A 17,088-nucleotide genomic window follows, 5' to 3' on the forward strand; every position below is an offset into this window, starting at 1 on the left:
ACGCAAGGCCCAGGCCCGCTTCCCAGTTATCCACTCGATCCCGCAGATAGACATGTTTTTCCACGGATTCGCGTTTGCGCGCCCTTGTCACCCCACGCTACCCTCAAGGCTGATGCCGATAAGCTTCTGCGCTTCGACCGCGAACTCCATCGGCAGCTGCTGGATAACATCCTTGACGAAGCCGTTGACGATCAGCGCGATCGCCTCTTCCTCGGGAATGCCGCGCTGCATGACGTAGAATTTCTGGTCCTCGGAAATCTTCGACGTCGTCGCTTCGTGCTCGAACTGCGCCGTCGAATTCTTGGCTTCCATGTAGGGCACGGTGTGGGCGCCGCACTGGTCGCCGATCAGGAGACTATCGCAATTGGTGAAGTTGCGGGCGTTGGTCGCCTTGCGGTGCGCCGAAACCTGGCCGCGATAGGTGTTCTGCGAGAAGCCGGCGGCGATGCCCTTGGAGATGATGCGGCTCGACGTGTTCTTGCCGAGATGGATCATCTTGGTGCCGCTGTCGACCTGCTGGTAGCCGTTCGACACGGCGATCGAATAGAACTCGCCGGAGGAATCGTCGCCGCGCAGGATGCAGCTGGGATATTTCCAGGTGATCGCTGAACCGGTCTCGACCTGCGTCCACGAGATCTTCGAACGGTCGCCGCGGCAGTCGCCGCGCTTGGTGACGAAATTGTAGATGCCGCCCTTGCCCTCGGCATCGCCGGGGTACCAGTTCTGCACCGTCGAATATTTGATCTCGGCATCGTCGAGCGCCACCAGTTCGACGACGGCGGCATGCAGCTGGTTCTCGTCGCGCTGCGGCGCCGTGCAGCCTTCGAGATAGGAGACGTAAGCCCCCTCCTCGGCGATGATCAGCGTGCGCTCGAACTGGCCGGTGTTCTTCTCGTTCATGCGGAAATAGGTCGACAGCTCCATCGGGCAGCGCACGCCCTTGGGCACGAAGACGAACGAGCCGTCGGTGAAGACAGCCGAATTCAGCGTGGCGTAGAAATTGTCGGATGTCGGCACGACCGAGCCGAGATATTTCTGGACCAGCTCCGGATGCTCGCGGATGGCCTCCGAGATCGAGCAGAAGATGACGCCGGCCTGCGCCAGTTCCTTCTTGAACGTGGTGACGACGGAAACGGAATCGAACACCGCGTCCACCGCGACACGGCCCGATTTGTAGACGTTGTCGCTGGGCTCCTCGAGATCGGACGCGTCGGTCTTCTGCACGCCAGCGAGGATTTCTTGTTCCCGCAGCGGAATGCCGAGCTTCTCGTAGACCTTCAACAGCTCGGGATCGACGTCGCTCAGCGAGGTCGGGCCGGGCGTGCTCTTGGGCGCCGCGTAGTAATAGAGGTCCTGAAAGTCGATCTTCGGATAATGGACGCGCGCCCAGGTCGGCTCTTCCAGCGTCAGCCAGCGCCGATAGGCTTCCAGACGCCATTCCAGCATCCAGGACGGTTCATCCTTCTTGGCCGAGATGAAGCGAATAATGTCTTCGCTCAGGCCCTTGGGGGCCTTGTCCATCGCGATCTCTGTCTGGAATCCGTATTTGTACTGGTCGACGTCGATCTTTCGGACCCGATCGATCGTGTCCTGCACAGCAGGCATAAGCGTTCTCCATCCACGCCGGGGTCAAGGCCCGACAGTTTTCAAACTATGGCATCGCCGAGGGCTGCCCATGAGGCGCCGAAGGCGGCGTAAGTTTCATATAGTGCGTCTCGGCCGGGAATTCACCCGGCCACTTGCAAACGCACGGCTCTACCAGGCCGCGAGGCCTGAATTCTTTGTCGCCGCCTCAGGCGGCTTGTTCCCTGCCCGCCCGGCGCTGGGCAATACCGGCCAGCGCAGCACGGAACAGTTCGATATCCCCGGCACTCGTTGCGTGGCCGATGGACACGCGCAAAGCGCCCAGGCTGTCGCCGTAACCCATGGCTTTCAGCACATGGCTCGGCCCGACCTTGCCCGACGAACAGGCCGATCCCGCCGACAGCGCCACGCCAGCCAGATCGAACGCGATCTGCGCCGTCTCGGCCTTGATGCCGGGAATAGCGAAGAATGTCGTATTGGCAAGCCTTGGCGCGCCGGTTCCGAAGATTTCTGCGTCCGGCACCAGCGTTTTGAGTGTTTTCTCGACCTCGCCGCGGCGTTGCGCGATCGCTTCGACGTCTTTCAGTCCAGCCAAAGCCTGCCGCGCCGCGGCGCCAAAGCCGGCGATGGCCGCCAGGTTTTCGGTGCCGCCGCGATGGCCCTTTTCCTGGCCGCCGCCATTGATCAGCGGCTTCGGCATCATCAGATCGGCTGCCGCAACGACGGCGCCGACACCCTTGGGGCCGCCGATCTTGTGCGAAGACAGAATCAAATAGTCGGCGTAAGCCGCTGACATATCGATGGGACCACGGCCCGCAGCCTGCACCGCGTCGACCACCAGAATGCCGCCCGCCGCCTTGACGATTGCAGCGATTGCCTCGATCGGCTGGATGACGCCGGTCTCGTTGTTGGCGGCATGGATCGCGACCAACGGCAGGCCTTCGGCCTTGTCATGCGCGGCCAGAGCGGCTGTCAGCTGAGCGAGGTCGGCAATGCCATCGGCGTCGACGCCGATCCGCGAAACCTGTGTTGCCGGGAAGCGGCCGCCGTTCAACAGGCAAGGGTGGTCGGCCTCGCACACATAGAGCCGGCTCATGCGCACCGTGCCACGGCCCATCCGCCAATCCGGCGTCAGCAGCGTCGATGCGGCTTCCGTCGCGCCCGAGGTGAAGACGACATGCTCGGCCTTGGCGCCGACAAGTGCTGCCACATCGCGCCGGGCAGTGTCGATCAGGCGCCGCGCCGCGCGCCCCTCGGCATGCACCGACGACGGATTGGCGACGAGATCGAGCGCGGCAATCATCGCCTCGCGCGCCTCGGCAATGAGCGGCGCGCTGGCATTGTAGTCGAGATAGGCGCGTGCTGCGGCCATTTTCACCCAATCGATCCCATCAAGACCCTTTCCGCAAGGATAGCGCGTTATTTCCTTGAAATTGCAAGGCAAGACGTCCTATTTACGCGGCTTGCGGCGAGGATGGCCGGGCCGTCACGGCTGGCTATCCAGTTTTGAACAATTCTAAACTAGCTTCTAAGAAGACGCTTGCCCTGCGTCAAGGCCCGGAAGGGCTGGGGCTGGAGTAAGAATTGTTCCGGGCGCCGCGCATTCGTATGCCATTTGGAGTATTTCATGCCTGAGGTCATTTTCACCGGTCCGGCCGGCCGCCTGGAGGGCCGCTACCAGCCTTCCAAGGAGAAGAGCGCGCCGATTGCCATCGTGTTGCATCCGCATCCGCAATTCGGCGGCACGATGAACAACAAGATCGTCTATGACCTCTTCTACATGTTCCAGAAGCGCGATTTCACCACGCTTCGCTTCAACTTCCGCGGCATCGGCCGCAGCCAGGGCGAATTCGACCACGGCACCGGCGAATTGTCGGATGCCGCCGCAGCGCTCGACTGGGTGCAGTCGCTGCATCCGGATTCCAAGAGCTGCTGGGTGGCCGGTTATTCCTTCGGCTCCTGGATCGGCATGCAGCTTCTGATGCGCCGGCCCGAGATCGAGGGCTTCATCTCGATCGCGCCGCAGCCCAACACCTATGATTTCTCGTTCCTGGCGCCCTGCCCGTCATCGGGTCTGATCATCCATGGCGATGCCGACAAGGTGGCGCCGCCCAAGGATGTGCAGGGCCTGGTCGACAAGCTGCACACGCAAAAGGGCATCACCATCACGCAGAAGACCTTGCCAGGCGCCAACCACTTCTTCGCCAACGACGCCGATCTGCTGCTCGAGGAATGCGCCGACTATCTCGACCGACGGCTGGCCGGCGAATTGTCCGATCCGCGGCCGAAGCGGCTGCGCTAAGAGCAATTCCAGGAAAAGTGTAAACGGGTTTTCCGTCCGGAATTGCGTCAAAACAAAAACTCCCGGTCCGATGCCGTCACAGTCGTGCCCATCATGGGCGCGAAAATGCCATTTCGGCTGATCCAAACGGTGAAGCCAGCCTGACATGTGGCGCGGCTCGGCTGAACGGTGCACAATGCCGGTTCAGCCAGTGCAAGAAGGCATGACCGATCATGTACCAGCCTCCCCATTTCCAAGAAACGCGGCCGGACGTCCTGCACGGGCTGATCCGGACGCATCCGCTGGGGTTGCTGATCTCCAACGGCACCGATGGCCCGGTCGCCAATGCCATTCCCTTCCTGCTTGATGCAGAGGTTGGGCCGAATGGCCGGCTGCGCGCCCATCTGGCCAGGGCCAACCCGCAATGGCGTCAGCTGGCCGACAATCCGACATCGCCGGTGCTGGTCGTCTTCCAGGGCGCCGACGCCTACGTGACGCCGTCCTGGTACGAGACCAAGCGCGAGACCGGCAAGGTCGTGCCGACCTGGAACTACGCCATTGTCCAGGTGCGAGGAACCGTCAGAGTGATCGAGGATTCCGCCTGGATCGCACAGCAGATCACCGAGCTGACGCTGTCGCAGGAAGGCGCCCGCGAGGCACCCTGGGCGGTGACCGATGCGCCGCCGACCTTCATCCAGTCGCAAATCAAGGGCATTGTCGGGCTTGAGATCGAGATCGCCGAAATCAGCGGCAAGTGGAAAGTCAGCCAGAACCGGCCTGTCGCCGACCGCGTCGGTGTCGCCGAAGGGCTGGAGAAGGAAGCCGCCAGCGCGCCTGACATGGCTCGGCTGGTGCGGAGCTGGGGTGGCATCGACAGCTAGCTGGGGTGGTCTTAGATGGTTCCAAAGGCGTCAGCAATTCAGTTGCTTGCCGGCGCTGCTCCAATGCCGAAATTCGTCTGTCTCGGCGCATCGTTTTGGTTTGGTTTGCGAGCCCGACGGAATAGGCGGAACGTAGTTTTTGCCACCGGCAACCCCGACGCCGTGTAGCGGAAGATACATCCCAGCCGGCCAAGCACCATCGCGCAGACGATGGCAACAGCACAGCCAAGGCCGAAGCCGGCGACAGTGTCGCTCGGATAGTGCGCGCCGATAAAGATCCGGGTCGATGCGACCGACAAGGTTGCAGCCAGCAGCACCCATCTGCGCTGGGGCAACAACAGCAGTGCAATGCCGAAAATGACGCCCATGGTCGTGGCATGGCCGGACGGGAAGCTGGCAAAGCGCGCCTCCAAGGAAAAAGGATGCAGCGACAGATCGCCGAGCTTGTCGAAATTCATCGGCCTGGCTCTGCCCACGCCATATTTCAGCACGTTGACGACCATGGCCGAGAGTGCGATCGAACCCAGCACCATGAAGGCAAAGCAGGTCCAGTTGTAGAAGGTCATCCGCGCGCGCCGGGAAAGGCTGCGCCAATCCGTCAGATTCGCGGCAATCAGCACCAGTACCGACGGGACAAGATACCAGCCGCCTAGGCCGAAGAAGGTAAAAAACTCGGCGATGCGGAAGATATTGGTCGAGCCTGAAGCCCACTCCCTCGCCATGGTCCCTGCAAGATGGTCGAAACGGAGCGACACCGCGATCGTCAGCAAAAGCCAGGCCACAACCCAGACCGACCACAGGATTTTCGGGTGGCGCGCCGGGCGCGTCGCCAGGCGATGCCGTACAATCCCGAAAGTATCGCGGAAATTATCGACAGACTGCCGGAGCATGGCAGGCATAGCGGCACGCGCCGGTGATGGCGACTTCGTCAACATGCGGAGCTCGAAGCGATCATCGAAGAGGTATCAGTTCGCCACACGGTACAGGCCGAGCGACAATTTATCACCTGACGAATAGTTGATGCCGTCGATCTCGGCGACGCGGCTGGCCTTCTTGCCTTGCCCTGCCAGAAGGTCATCCAGCCGTTTTTGATCGCCGACCGGCGCCAGGCCCAGCGCGCAGGCCGGATCGTCAAGCAGATGTTGCGCAACCCCGTCGACATCGGTCAGTACCGTCTTTGTGCCCACCAGAAATACCAGGCTCGGTTCGTGATATTGCGCGGAGGCGAGCACGCTCATCTCACAGGGACGATCGGCGCGAACCGCAGCCTCGATTTCCCGGCTCATCCAAATCGGTTTCAGTGACGGCACGATGACACCGAACAGCAGGGCGTAGGTTATACCGGCGCAAACCGCAGCCCCGCCGATGCGGACCAGCGGCACCAGCATCTGGCGCGAAACAGCGAGGTAGCCGGCGCCCAATGCTGCCGCGGCGGCCGGAACGCTCCACCATGAAAATGTCTTCATGAGATAGATCGGCGCACCGACGCAAAGCACGGCGAGACCGACTGTCACCAGAACGGTGCCGAATGCGGTCGCCCACCACAGCCATGTCTGCCAGCGCCTGAGCGGCGCATTTGCCTCTTGCGGTGTCAGCGTCAAGAGCCAGCCGATGAGCAGGGCCATGCCGGGATAGGCCGGCAGCACATAATGCGGCAGTTTCGTCGGGATCAATTCGAAGACGAGCCAGAACGGAACGTACCAGGCGATGCAGAAACGCAGGCGCGGATCGTCGCGCAATCGGTTGAGCGCCTGCAGTCCGGCGCCGAGCGCCATAAGGCCGAACGGCCACATGAACAGGCAATAGGTCAGCACGTAGAAGCCCGGCGGAACGCCGTGCGACTCCTCGCCTTGCGCGACCTTGCCGAGCATATCCTTGCCGACGGCCTGCTGCAGGAAGGCGCCGTTGCTCTTCCAGGTGATGAGGGCGAGCCAGGGCAGCACGATCAACAGCACCAGAATCAGCCCACGCCCGGCTTTCAGCCTCGCCAGCCAGCGCCAGTCGCGCTCGAAGGCAACCAGCGTGAGCACCGTCAGCGCCGACAGCAGCGGTGCAATCGGCCCCTTGATGAGGATCGCCGCGCCCTGCGCAGCCCAGAAAATCCACGGCAGATGGCCGGCGACCGGCTCGTTGCGGCGCGATGCCAGATAAATCTGCGCCAGCGCGCCTTGCGCCAGAACGCAGCAGGCAAGCAGCATCGCGTCGGTCTTGGCGTCGCGGCCTTCGAAGGCGGTGGCGAAAATGGCCGCCATGACCAGGCCGGCGGCAAGACCGGCATTGGCGCCGAACAGATTGGCCCCGGTCCAGGCGATTGCGACGACGGCGATGGCGATGCCCAGCGCCGAGATCAGCCGGTAAATCCAGATCGGCGCCTGTGCCCCCTCGCCGCTCAGCGTCACCGCCGCCGATTGCAGCCAGTAGATGCCGATCGGCTTTTGGTAGCGCGACGCATCCTGGAAGCGGATGTCGACATAGTCGCCGGTCTCCGTCATCTGCTTGGTCGCCTGGACGAAGCGCGGCTCGTCGCGGTCGAGCGGCGGCAAAGAGGCCAGTCCCGACGCCGTCATCATCAGGCTGAACAGGAAGAGAAAGATGTAGTTCCTGCTCATTTCGACACCGGACAGACTGGTCAACACCGGACAGACTGGATTTGGCGGGACTGGTGGCTCAGTCGACCTTGGTCATCGCCGCCTTGCGCTCATTGGCGATGAGCCATAAATTTCTGACATAGATCACCATGCCCATGGCCTGGCCGGCGATGAACACCGGATCCTCACGCTGGATGGCGTAGACGAGCAGCAGCCCGCCGCCGAACAGCGAGAAGAACCAGAAAGCGATCGGCACGACGCTGCGCTTGGCCTTTTCCGAAGCGATCCACTGCACCAGGAAGCGCATGGTGAAGAAGAACTGGGCAACGAAGCCGAGCAGAACCCAGGCGTCGAACTGCTTGACGAAAACCTGGTGCAGCCAGGTCGCCAATTCCTGAAACACGTTAGCCATGCGTGATTTCCTCTACCTTTGGCATTCTGCGGCGCCGGCGCCGAAGCCACCAGACGCCGGCGAGATCGAGCGCGCCCTGCAGGCCGCGATCGAAGATGCCGTAATTCGACTTGCCGTGGCGGCGCGAGCGGTCGACGACGTCGCAATGGACGACGCGGTAGCCTTCCTGGATGACCAGGGCCGGAACGAAACGATGCGTGCCGTCGAAGAAGGGCAGTTTGCGCAGGATATCGGTGTGGATCGCCTTCAGGCCGCAGCCGGTGTCGCGGGTGTCGTCATGCAGGATCGCGCCGCGCAGCCAGTTGGCGAAACGCGATGCCAATTGCTTGATCTTGCTGTCGCGGCGCTTCAACCGCTGCCCCTGCGCGGCGCCGAAATCGGGCCCTGCCTGACGCAGCGCATCGACCAGCACGGGGATATATTGCGGGTCGTTCTGGCCGTCGCCGTCGATGGTGGCGATTATCGAGCCGCGCGCCGCCCAGGCGCCCGAGCGCACCGAAAGCGACTGGCCGGCGGATTTTTCGTGCCGAAGCTGCCGAAGCGGAAACGGACGTTTGGCGGCTTCAGCGGCAAGCACCGAAGCGGTGTCGTCAGTCGAACCGTCATTGACAACGATGATTTCGAAGTCGCGCCCGGTCATCGCCGCCTCGATCTCGTCGATCAGCAGCGGCAGGTTCGCCGCCTCGTTGCGGCAGGGAATGACGATGGATATCAATGCGTCCGGCATATCGCGTCGGGCTCTGTCACAAGATATGGCATTCGGTGGATGCCGTGCGGTGCCGTTCCAGCGGATCGAACCCGTTGGCGCGGCGCCTCATTACGCCAGCCGACAGGATGAAGCAAGCATGCGCGGCAGTGCAGAATAGGCTGTCCATGCCGGCGCAAAATCGGAAACCACTTTTGCTTGACGCGCTTGGATGCTAAACGCCCGCGTTCAGGCCATGCCGGGCCTTTCGGACCCGGCGCTTTCAGGAAGAAACAATGCCCGCCTTCAAGTCCGATTTCCTGCGCGTCATGAGCGAGCGCGGCTTCATCCACCAGATTTCGGATGAGACCGGGCTGGATCAACTTTTCGCGAAGGAAACCGTGACCGCCTATGTCGGCTACGACGCCACGGCGACCAGCCTGCACATCGGCAATCTGATATCGGCGACCATGCTCTACTGGATGCAGGAGACCGGCCACCGGCCGATCGCACTGATGGGCGGCGGCACCTCGATGATCGGCGACCCGTCCTTCCGTGACGACCAGCGCAGCCTTTTGACGCCCGAGGCGATCGCCACCAACATCGAGGGCATCAAGCGAATTTTTGGCCGCATCCTGCGCTTCGGCGACACTGGCAACGACGCCATCATGGTCAACAATGCCGACTGGCTGATGAAGCTCAACTATGTCGAGTTCCTGCGCGATGTCGGCCGCCACTTTTCGGTCAACCGGATGCTGACCTTCGACAGCGTCAGGCTGCGGCTCGAGCGCGAACAGTCGCTGTCCTTCCTCGAATTCAACTACATGATCCTGCAAGGCTATGATTTCGTCGAGCTCAGCCGCCGCCACGACTGCCGGCTGCAGATGGGCGGTTCGGACCAGTGGGGCAACATCATCAACGGCGTCGATCTCGGCCACCGCATGGGCACGCCGCAGCTTTATGCGCTGACCACGCCGCTGCTAACGACATCGTCGGGCGCCAAGATGGGCAAATCGGCCAAGGGCGCGGTGTGGCTGAACGGCGACCTCTTCTCGCCCTATGATTTCTGGCAATACTGGCGCAACACCGAGGATGCCGACGTCGAGCGCTTCCTGAAGATCTTCACCCGGCTGCCGCTTTCGGAGATCGCGCGGTTGGCCGCCCTTGGCGGCTCGGAGATCAACGAGGCCAAGAAGGTGCTGGCCACCGAAACCACGGCCATCGTGCACGGCCGCGAGGCGGCGCAACAAGCCGAGGAGACCGCGCGCAAGACCTTCGAGGAAGGCGTGACAGCCGAAACGCTGCCGACCGTGGAAGTGGACGGCGCCGCGCTGGAAGCCGGCATCGGCATCCTGTCGCTGCTGGTCAGCGGGGGCCTTGCCGGGTCCAACGGCGAGGCAAGGCGTCACATACAGGGTGGCGCCGTGCGCCTCAACGACCAGCCGGTGGCGGACGACCGGCGGATGGTGACGCCTCGGGATTTGAGTCCGGAAAACGTCGCAAAGCTTTCAGTGGGCAAGAAAAAGCACGTGCTTGTGCGGCCTGCCTGAGCCGTCTTCTGGGATCCTCAGCGATACTCGAAGATCGACCGGAAAATGCCCGGCGCGATTACCGATAGCGGGTTGATGTCCAGCACCGGCTTGTTGGCGTTGCCCTTAAGCCGGTAGGTGACGCCGATCAGGCCTCGGTCGCGGCCGTTGCCGAGCAGAACGCCGACCAACGGCAACTCGCCGAAGATGCGGTTGAGGCCATAGGCCGGCATGAAGGTTCCGGTCATGTCCATATTGTTGTTCTGGTCGTAGAGCGTGCCTTGGAAGGTGGTGCCGATGCGCGGGCCGCGCAGCACGCCATTCGCCAATTTCAAATAGCCCGACCCCTTGTCGATCTCGGTAAAGCCGCGCTCGAATTTTACCCGCGAGGTGTCGATCTTGCCCTTGACCGCTTCGTTCAGGCTGCGGCTGTCGCCGGTTGGCGTGGTCGATACGATCGACGCAAGCTTCGGTTCATTGACGATGAAGAAGTTGCTCGAATCGACCTGGCCCCGCATCGGGCCGTCGGCTGCGCCGCTGAGCGCCAGCGTGATCGATCCGCCTTCCATATGCTCGTAGATGTTGAGGAAGCGCAATATGGCGCCTGCGTCGGCCGACTTCATGGTGAGCGCGCGAGCACCATTGCCTGCCGTATTGCTGATGGTGATGGCGGCGCCGGAACTTGCCGCGGCGCTGACCTTGAGCCTGTTCACCCTGGAGCCGGCGGCACTGTAGTCGAGCTTCAAATTGGACAGGACCTCGTTATGGAACCCGGTTAGCGAATTGACGTCGGCGCTGACCGAAACCGCGTCCGTGCCGGTGGTTTTGGTGGCGGTATCGACATCGGAGGTGAACTGCTTGATCAGCGAGCGGGCATCGAGCGCGTTGCCGCTGACATCGACGGCAAAGCCCTTGCCCGACCGCTTCACCGTCACGGCGACATCGTCGCCACGGTTCAAGGCGACCTTGCTGAAGCGGGCCGAAGACAGCGCGCCCTTGACCAGGACGACATCGCCTTCGACCGAAAAGCTCTTTCCGTCGAGGTCGAAGTCGGACAGCGTCGTGGTATCGCCGGACTTGCTCATGGTAAAAGTGGCATTGGCGGGAATGCCCGGCCCCTTGCTCCAGCCTGCCCAGGGAATGTCCAGCCTGGCGCTCGTCAGGTCGACGTCGACGTTCTGGCTGCCGCCTTCGCCGCTCTTGTCGATTGCCACCTTGATGGTGCCGGAAATCAGCGGCGACAGGCCAGGCATGGCGATGGCGCGCGTCTTGTCGTCGAGCACAAGCGCCACCTTGCGGCTGCGCGGCGGGCCGCCATCCCTGAGCGGCTCGACCAGATCGAGCTCGGCTGGAATGCCGTTCAGCCGCGCCTTGGCAGAGATCACCGCCTTGTCAGGCCCGACTTCGATCGAACCGTCGGCATCGGTCACCATCTGGCCTTCGAATGGCTTGGCGAGCGACAGGTCCTTGTAGTCGAGCGATACCAGCCAATCGAGCTTCGACGTGTCGACGCCGGATTGCAACGGAATGTCGGCCTTGACGTGGCCGGTCACCGTGCCCGACAGGTCGTCCGGCAAGATGCCGACATGGCGCATGGCGTTGATCGGTTCGTAGGAGGCAAGTTCGGCGATGGCCGGCGCCTCACCGGCGACGTCGATGTCGAGCGCGCCGATCACCGGCGGGTGGTTTGCCGCCTTTACCGACAGTGTGCCATTGCTTGCCGCCACGGTGCGGCCGCTCGGCATATAGACGCTGCCCGAGGACAGCGCGACGTCGACATCGTTGCCGTGGAAGGAAACGACGCCGACGGCATCGCGTATCGGCGGGATGCGGCCGGCGGTGTCGAAACGCGAGCCCTCGACCTGGAAGCGGCCGAACACCTCGTCGGCCGAAAGCGGCACGCCGTTGCCGAGACGTCCTGGCACGACCTGGAACTGCAGGCTGGCATCGACGACGCGGCCGCCAAACAGGTTCTGCAGCACCCACAGCCGCGCGTTCTTGGCGGAGAACCAGGGCCACAATTGCTTGACGTGCGAGACCGCCATGTCGTGGACGTTGAGCGACACCGAGATACCCGGCGGTCCGTTGTCGATGAAGGAAACCGCAGCGGTTCCCAGCACTTCGCTCCCCGATCCCGACCTGATGCCGATCTGGTCGGCGACAAGCTTGCGGCTCTTGATCTGATAGACGCCGGCGATGCGGGCGAAGAAATTCAGCGCCGGCTCGGGCGATTCCGAAGGCGCCAGCGTCGAGCCGTCGCTGGTCAGGTCGTAACGATAGGAAGGCTCCTCGCCGGCCGCGCCGGTCGACGGCTTTGGCCCGATCGAGCCGGCGAAATTGAACGCCGAGCGCCCGGTCTTTAGAACCAGCCTGCCGACATCGATCTTGTTGGAGCCGGAGACAAGGGCGGCGTCGACATCGACATCGGCCGGCAACAGCCCGCGTGTGCCGAGGTCGAGCACCGAGCCGGTTAGCGACAGCGAGCCCGTCAGCCGCGAATCGGTCTCGCCCGAGCCTTCGGATCCGGTGAGCTTCAAAGCAATCGCGCCGGTTCGCCCGCCGGCCGCCGGCGTTGTCTCCGCGACATCCGCCATGTCGATGGCGGCGTTCAAGGCGGTGACGCGCATCGAGCTCGTATCGCGGGTGGCGGTGGCCGTGACGGTGAGCGCGCGGCCATCGACATCCGCCTCGGACGAGAACTCCACGCTGCCGGGGCCCGACTGCAGCACCGTCGCGTTGGCGATCATGACCAGCTTGACCGATCCGGCCTCGGGCAGCTCGAATGCGACATTTTTGAGATCGATGCGGCGCATCGAATCCTCGCGCACGGCATCGAGTGCACGATTGACGTCACTGAAGACGGCGGCGGCCAGTTTTTCCGGATCGATGAGACCGTCTTGATTGCGCAGACGCGCTGTCCAGTCACCACCCGACGGCATTGCCGCGGTGACGATATGGGCGTCGGAAATCCTGGCGCTGGTCAGCCGAACCTCGCCCGAAAGCAGCGGGATCAGCCGGATGCCGAAGCGGACGCGCCCGGCATCGGCCATCGGCTTGCCGTCGGCCGTCTCGACGCTGACATCCTTGACCTGCAGCGCAATGAAGCTCGATCCGTCAAGTGTCAGGCTGGCAGGACCGACGGCGACTTTGACGTCGAAACCGGCCAGTTTCTCGATCGCCGTTTCGGCTTCCAACCGCAGCCGTTCGTTGCCGATGCCGGTGGCGCCGATGACGTAGACGGCGGCCGCTGCCAGCAGCACAAGGGCTCCAATGCCGGCAAACAGCCGGGCAAGGATGCGAAAGCCGCGGCCGATCCGTGCCTTGCCGAGCGGCGGCACGCGGCAAGCGGACGGGAAAGCCCCCAGGTCGGTGATCTCGTCACGCCTGAACCGGATTTTCTCGTGCTGCGGTTCTTCCTGATCCACGCAATTTTCCGTTGTGCGAATTCGATCGTGGACGAATCCCCGCCCGACACTATAACGACGCAGGCTAGAGCATGATGCCGAAAAGTGTGAGGCGGTTTTCGGACGACATCATGCTCTATCTCTTTGATTTAGGGCCGCGTAACCTCAAACAAGGGCATCGATATGGCTGATCTCGACGTTGGCGACGTTGCGCCGCAATTCGATCTTCCGCGCGACGGCGGCGGCTCACTCAGCCTTGCCTCGATGCGGGGGAAGCCCGTTGTACTTTATTTCTATCCGCAGGACGACACCACAAGTTGTACCAATGAGGCGATCAGCTTTTCGCAGCTGAAGCCGGAGTTCGAAAAGGCCGGCGCCGTGGTGATCGGCCTGTCGCCGGACAGCGTGAAGAAGCACGACAAGTTCAAAACCAAATACGACCTCACCGTCGACCTGGTTGCCGACGAGGAGCGCAAGGTGATCGAGGCCTACAATCTGTGGGTCGAGAAGACGATGTATGGCCGCAACTATATGGGCGTCGAGCGGGCGACGTTCCTGATCGGCAAGGACGGGCGGATCGCCGGGATCTGGCGCAAGGTCCGGGTGAAAGGCCATGCCGAAGCAGTGCTGGAGGCGGTCCGCGCGCTCTGAGGCGCCACCGATCTGGCCAACGCCGCGCAGTGCATTAGGGGCATAAGACGTATATGCGGTTGGCTGACACCGTTGGTCACTAGCGCGCCCGCGACGGCAAAACTTTGTTAACCCTAATAATGTGTAATCGGGCTTCGTTGGTGTCGTAATGAAAGCTTGGTCCCGTGAACCTAACCGGTCAGTCAGCGGTCTTCGGCAGGCGCAAGGAGCCGCATACGGTCATCATTGCGCGGGGCAATGAAATACGGCATTTCACCATCCGGCCGTGGCTCGTCGCCTTTCTCGGCTCGGCACTGGCGGCGATCGCCATCGGCTATCTCTTGGCGACCTCCTATCTCGTACTGCGCGACGATCTGATCGGCGCCACCACGGCCCGGCAGGCGCGCATGCAGCAGGCCTATGAAGATCGCATTTCCGCATTGCGCGCGCAGGTCGACCGCATCACCAGCCGCCAGCTTCTCGACCAAAAACTGATGGAAACCAAGGTCAGCGAATTGATCGAGCGGCAGAGCCAGCTCAGCCAGCGCCATGGCCGCCTCGGCCCGATTCTCGAGCGGGCCGAAAACGAAGTCGGGACGCTGCCAACCGCTGATGCCGCAGCGACAACAAAACCCGACGAACATGCCGAACTGACTGGCGGCGAGCCACTCGCCTATTCGGTCGCCAGCCTCGGTTCGGGCGACACCAGGCCATTCTCGCTGTGGTCGACACGCTCCGACCCGCTGCCCAGCGAAACGGCTGCGGACCGCGCCGACAAATTGTTCGTCTCGATCAATGATTCACTGAAGGCTATCGAAAGCCAGCAACTCACCCGCATCGAGACCCTGGCCGACAATGCCTACAAGAACGCCGACGCCATCACCCAGGCGCTCCAGGCGGCCGGCCTGCCGGTCGACAGCGATTTCGGCAAGAACGAAAGCGATGTCGGCGGGCCGCTGATCCCGCTTGACAGCTCGATGATGTTCGACAGCAAGGTCAAGGAACTGGACGAGGCGCTGGATACGCTCGACCAGTTGAAGAAGGAGGCGCGGCGGCTGCCGCTCGCCAACCCGGCGCCGGGCCACTCCGTCACCAGCCCGTTCGGCGTGCGCACCGACCCCATCCTCGGCACCGCTGCCCTGCACTCGGGCATGGATTTCCGCGCGCCGGTCGGCATGGCAGCCAAGGTCACGGCGGCCGGAATCGTTACCAAGGCCGGCTGGAACGGCGGCTATGGCCGCATGGTCGAGGTCGATCACGGCAACGGCTTTGCCACGCGCTACGGCCATCTGAGCGAGATCGACGTTGCCGTCGGCCAAAAACTCGCAGCCGGCGACATCATTGGCAAAACCGGCAGCAGCGGCCGTTCGACCGGCCCGCACCTGCACTACGAAGTCCGCCACAATGGCGAGGCCATCGACCCGCTGCGCTTCCTGACCGTCGGCAAGAAGGTCGAGCAGTATCTGTAGGGTCAAGCCAGGCGGCTGGTTGCACGCCCCCGCCTCCTTCACCCGTTGTACCATCCTGTTGTTTGGCAATCCGACATCGCGTGCTCCGGCGTCACGTTCTGGAGCCTGCGGCTGCCGCGCGCTTTGCCGATGCTGTTCTCATCGCTGAGGATTGCCTCGGCCACCGCCGTGATCGGCGCCATTGTCGGCGAATGGATCGGCTCCGACCAAGGACTTGGCGCGCTGATCGTCCAGGCGTCCTTCAACTACCAGTCGGACCGCCTCTACGCGGCGATCGTGCTGTCATCGGGCCTGTCGATCGTCCTGTTTTGTCTTGTGGTGCTGATCGAGCGCCGGACGATCCAATATTGAGCAGATGCGTCAGGCGGGTCGCGGTGGCGTCCGTCGTGGCTGACCGGTCAGGATTTGACATGGATGTCTCGCGGGAATTTGGTCAGCGTCTCATGGCCGGTCTCGGTCACCAGAATGGTCTCGCTGATCTCGATGCCCCAGCCATCCATCCACATGCCAAGAATGGAGTGCAGGACGTTGCCGGGTTGCAGCGCGGTCTTGTCGCCGGGCCGCAGGCTGATCGTGTGCTCGCCCCAATCCGGGGGATAAGCGACGCCGATGGAGTAGCCGATGCGCGATTCCTTCTTCAGCCCGTAGCGCTGGATAACCTTGCGCCATGCGGCCTCGACCGCTTCGGCTGTGGTCCCCGGCCTGACCGCGTCGAGCACCGCATCCATGCCTTCGATCACCGCCTTTGCGGTGTCGGCGACACGGGCCGGCGTCTTGCCGAGCTGCATCGTTCGGGCGAGGCCTGCGGCATAGCGGCGGCAGACACCGGCAAGTTCGAGCGCAATCGTTTCGTCCTTGCCGAAGCGCCGATCGCTCCACATGATGTGCGGAGCCGATGCATTCTCGCCGCCGAGGATGGTCGGCGGCAGTGCCGTGATGTCGCCGGCGAAGTCTGGACTGCCGGCAATCTGCGCCGCCTGGATCGCGGCAATCGCATCGCATTCGCGCACGCCTGGCGCGATGACTTCGAAGGCCCGCGAAACCGCCGATTCGGCAAGTGTCGACGCCTTGCGCAGATAAGCAATTTCGGGCGCGGATTTGACGGCGCGGATCCAGTTCACCAGCAGATCGGCGTCGTGCCATTTCGCATTGGGCAGGCCGGCGACGAGCCGGGCATGCGCCTTCGGCGAGAAATAATAGGCTTCGAGCTCGATGCCGATATGTCTCGCGCCCCAGCCCTTGGCGACGATGCAGGCCGCTATCCAGTCCATCGGATGGCGATCGGCGCGCTGCACGTGGTCCTCGGGGAAGCCGACCACATTCTCCGGCTTCATCCAGGCCGTCAGCAAGCCGCCTGCCGCATCCATGGCGCGGCCGATCCAGACCGGCTCGGCCTCGTCTTCGATCGGGACCAGCACGACCTGCGGCGTGTAGAACGACCAGCCGTCATAGCCGGTGATGTAATGCTGGTTGGCGACATCGTTGACGACCAGCAGTTCGAGCCCACGCGCCGCCATCTCGGCGCGGATCTTCTGGAGCCGCCGCTGGTACTCATCGCGCGCAAAAGGCAATTCGATCATCGGTTTTCCTGCTGGATTGTTGGCCGGCGAGCCCCGCGCCCGCCT

Annotated in this window: 13 protein-coding genes and 1 pseudogene; 6 read left to right on the forward strand and 8 right to left on the reverse strand. The window is 63.0% G+C overall.

Features of this window, described 5'->3' with window-relative positions; translation table 11 throughout:
• Positions 1-87 precede the first annotated feature (87 nt).
• A complete protein-coding gene (gene sufB / locus NLY42_RS23465; RefSeq protein ID WP_023700863.1) occupies positions 88-1,605 on the reverse strand; it encodes a Fe-S cluster assembly protein SufB in 1,518 nt (505 codons plus the stop codon).
• A gap of 187 nt (positions 1,606-1,792) precedes the next feature.
• Entirely contained in the window at positions 1,793-2,956 is a 1,164-nt protein-coding gene (locus NLY42_RS23470; RefSeq protein ID WP_023754370.1) for a cysteine desulfurase family protein, read from the reverse strand.
• A 255-nt stretch (positions 2,957-3,211) separates the two neighbouring features.
• Here NLY42_RS23470 and NLY42_RS23475 point away from each other — a divergent pair, with 255 nt between their 5' ends.
• Both NLY42_RS23475 and NLY42_RS23480 read left to right on the forward strand, forming a co-directional pair.
• The gene (locus NLY42_RS23475) at positions 3,212-3,886 is read left to right on the forward strand and encodes an alpha/beta hydrolase (protein WP_023669128.1); all 675 of its coding nucleotides are present in this window, start codon (positions 3,212-3,214) and stop codon (positions 3,884-3,886) included.
• Positions 3,887-4,098: 212 nt separating this feature from the next.
• Positions 4,099-4,746 (forward strand): FMN-binding negative transcriptional regulator, encoded by a 648-nt coding sequence (locus tag NLY42_RS23480; protein WP_023690215.1) that lies wholly within the window; start codon positions 4,099-4,101, stop codon positions 4,744-4,746.
• Positions 4,747-4,784: 38 nt separating this feature from the next.
• Here NLY42_RS23480 and NLY42_RS23485 read toward each other — a convergent pair whose 3' ends face one another.
• The 4 genes from NLY42_RS23485 to NLY42_RS23500 form a co-directional block, all read right to left on the reverse strand.
• The gene (locus NLY42_RS23485) at positions 4,785-5,645 is read right to left on the reverse strand and encodes a phosphatase PAP2 family protein (protein WP_245263520.1); all 861 of its coding nucleotides are present in this window, start codon (positions 5,643-5,645) and stop codon (positions 4,785-4,787) included.
• A 66-nt stretch (positions 5,646-5,711) separates the two neighbouring features.
• Positions 5,712-7,355, reverse strand: coding sequence for an ArnT family glycosyltransferase (locus tag NLY42_RS23490; protein ID WP_023754368.1), 1,644 nt, complete (start codon positions 7,353-7,355; stop codon positions 5,712-5,714).
• Positions 7,356-7,413: 58 nt separating this feature from the next.
• Complete coding sequence (locus tag NLY42_RS23495; RefSeq protein ID WP_023669132.1) at positions 7,414-7,746, reverse strand: lipid-A-disaccharide synthase N-terminal domain-containing protein; 333 nt, start codon at positions 7,744-7,746, stop codon at positions 7,414-7,416.
• Entirely contained in the window at positions 7,739-8,473 is a 735-nt protein-coding gene (locus NLY42_RS23500; RefSeq protein ID WP_023734516.1) for a glycosyltransferase family 2 protein, read from the reverse strand. The genes NLY42_RS23495 and NLY42_RS23500 overlap by 8 nt, the downstream gene beginning before the upstream one ends.
• Before the next feature lie 254 nt (positions 8,474-8,727).
• On the opposite strand from NLY42_RS23500, the gene tyrS reads away from it, so the two are divergent.
• Complete coding sequence (gene tyrS, locus NLY42_RS23505) at positions 8,728-9,981, forward strand: tyrosine--tRNA ligase (protein ID WP_023754367.1); 1,254 nt, start codon at positions 8,728-8,730, stop codon at positions 9,979-9,981.
• Positions 9,982-9,998: 17 nt separating this feature from the next.
• Here tyrS and NLY42_RS23510 read toward each other — a convergent pair whose 3' ends face one another.
• The gene (locus NLY42_RS23510; protein WP_023756450.1) at positions 9,999-13,385 is read right to left on the reverse strand and encodes a YhdP family protein; all 3,387 of its coding nucleotides are present in this window, start codon (positions 13,383-13,385) and stop codon (positions 9,999-10,001) included.
• Between the two features lie 162 nt (positions 13,386-13,547).
• Between NLY42_RS23510 and NLY42_RS23515 the strand changes: the two genes are divergently transcribed.
• From NLY42_RS23515 to NLY42_RS23525, 3 genes and pseudogenes are all read left to right on the forward strand, one after another.
• Positions 13,548-14,015 (forward strand): peroxiredoxin, encoded by a 468-nt coding sequence (locus tag NLY42_RS23515; RefSeq protein WP_023697549.1) that lies wholly within the window; start codon positions 13,548-13,550, stop codon positions 14,013-14,015.
• Between the two features lie 164 nt (positions 14,016-14,179).
• Positions 14,180-15,463 carry a M23 family metallopeptidase gene (locus NLY42_RS23520; protein WP_023734514.1) on the forward strand — a complete coding sequence of 428 codons (1,284 nt, stop codon included), beginning with the start codon at positions 14,180-14,182 and terminating at the stop codon, positions 15,461-15,463.
• 93 nt (positions 15,464-15,556) lie between these two features.
• Positions 15,557-15,814, forward strand: a pseudogene (locus NLY42_RS23525) (ABC transporter permease); the annotation flags it as partial.
• 47 nt (positions 15,815-15,861) lie between these two features.
• On the opposite strand, the gene NLY42_RS23530 reads toward NLY42_RS23525, so the two are convergent.
• Positions 15,862-17,043, reverse strand: a complete 1,182-nt coding sequence (locus tag NLY42_RS23530; protein WP_023754366.1) for a M24 family metallopeptidase — start codon at positions 17,041-17,043, stop codon at positions 15,862-15,864.
• Positions 17,044-17,088 lie beyond the last annotated feature (45 nt).

Origin of the sequence: Mesorhizobium sp. C372A (genome assembly GCF_030323245.1) — a bacterium.
GTDB lineage: Bacteria > Pseudomonadota > Alphaproteobacteria > Rhizobiales > Rhizobiaceae > Mesorhizobium.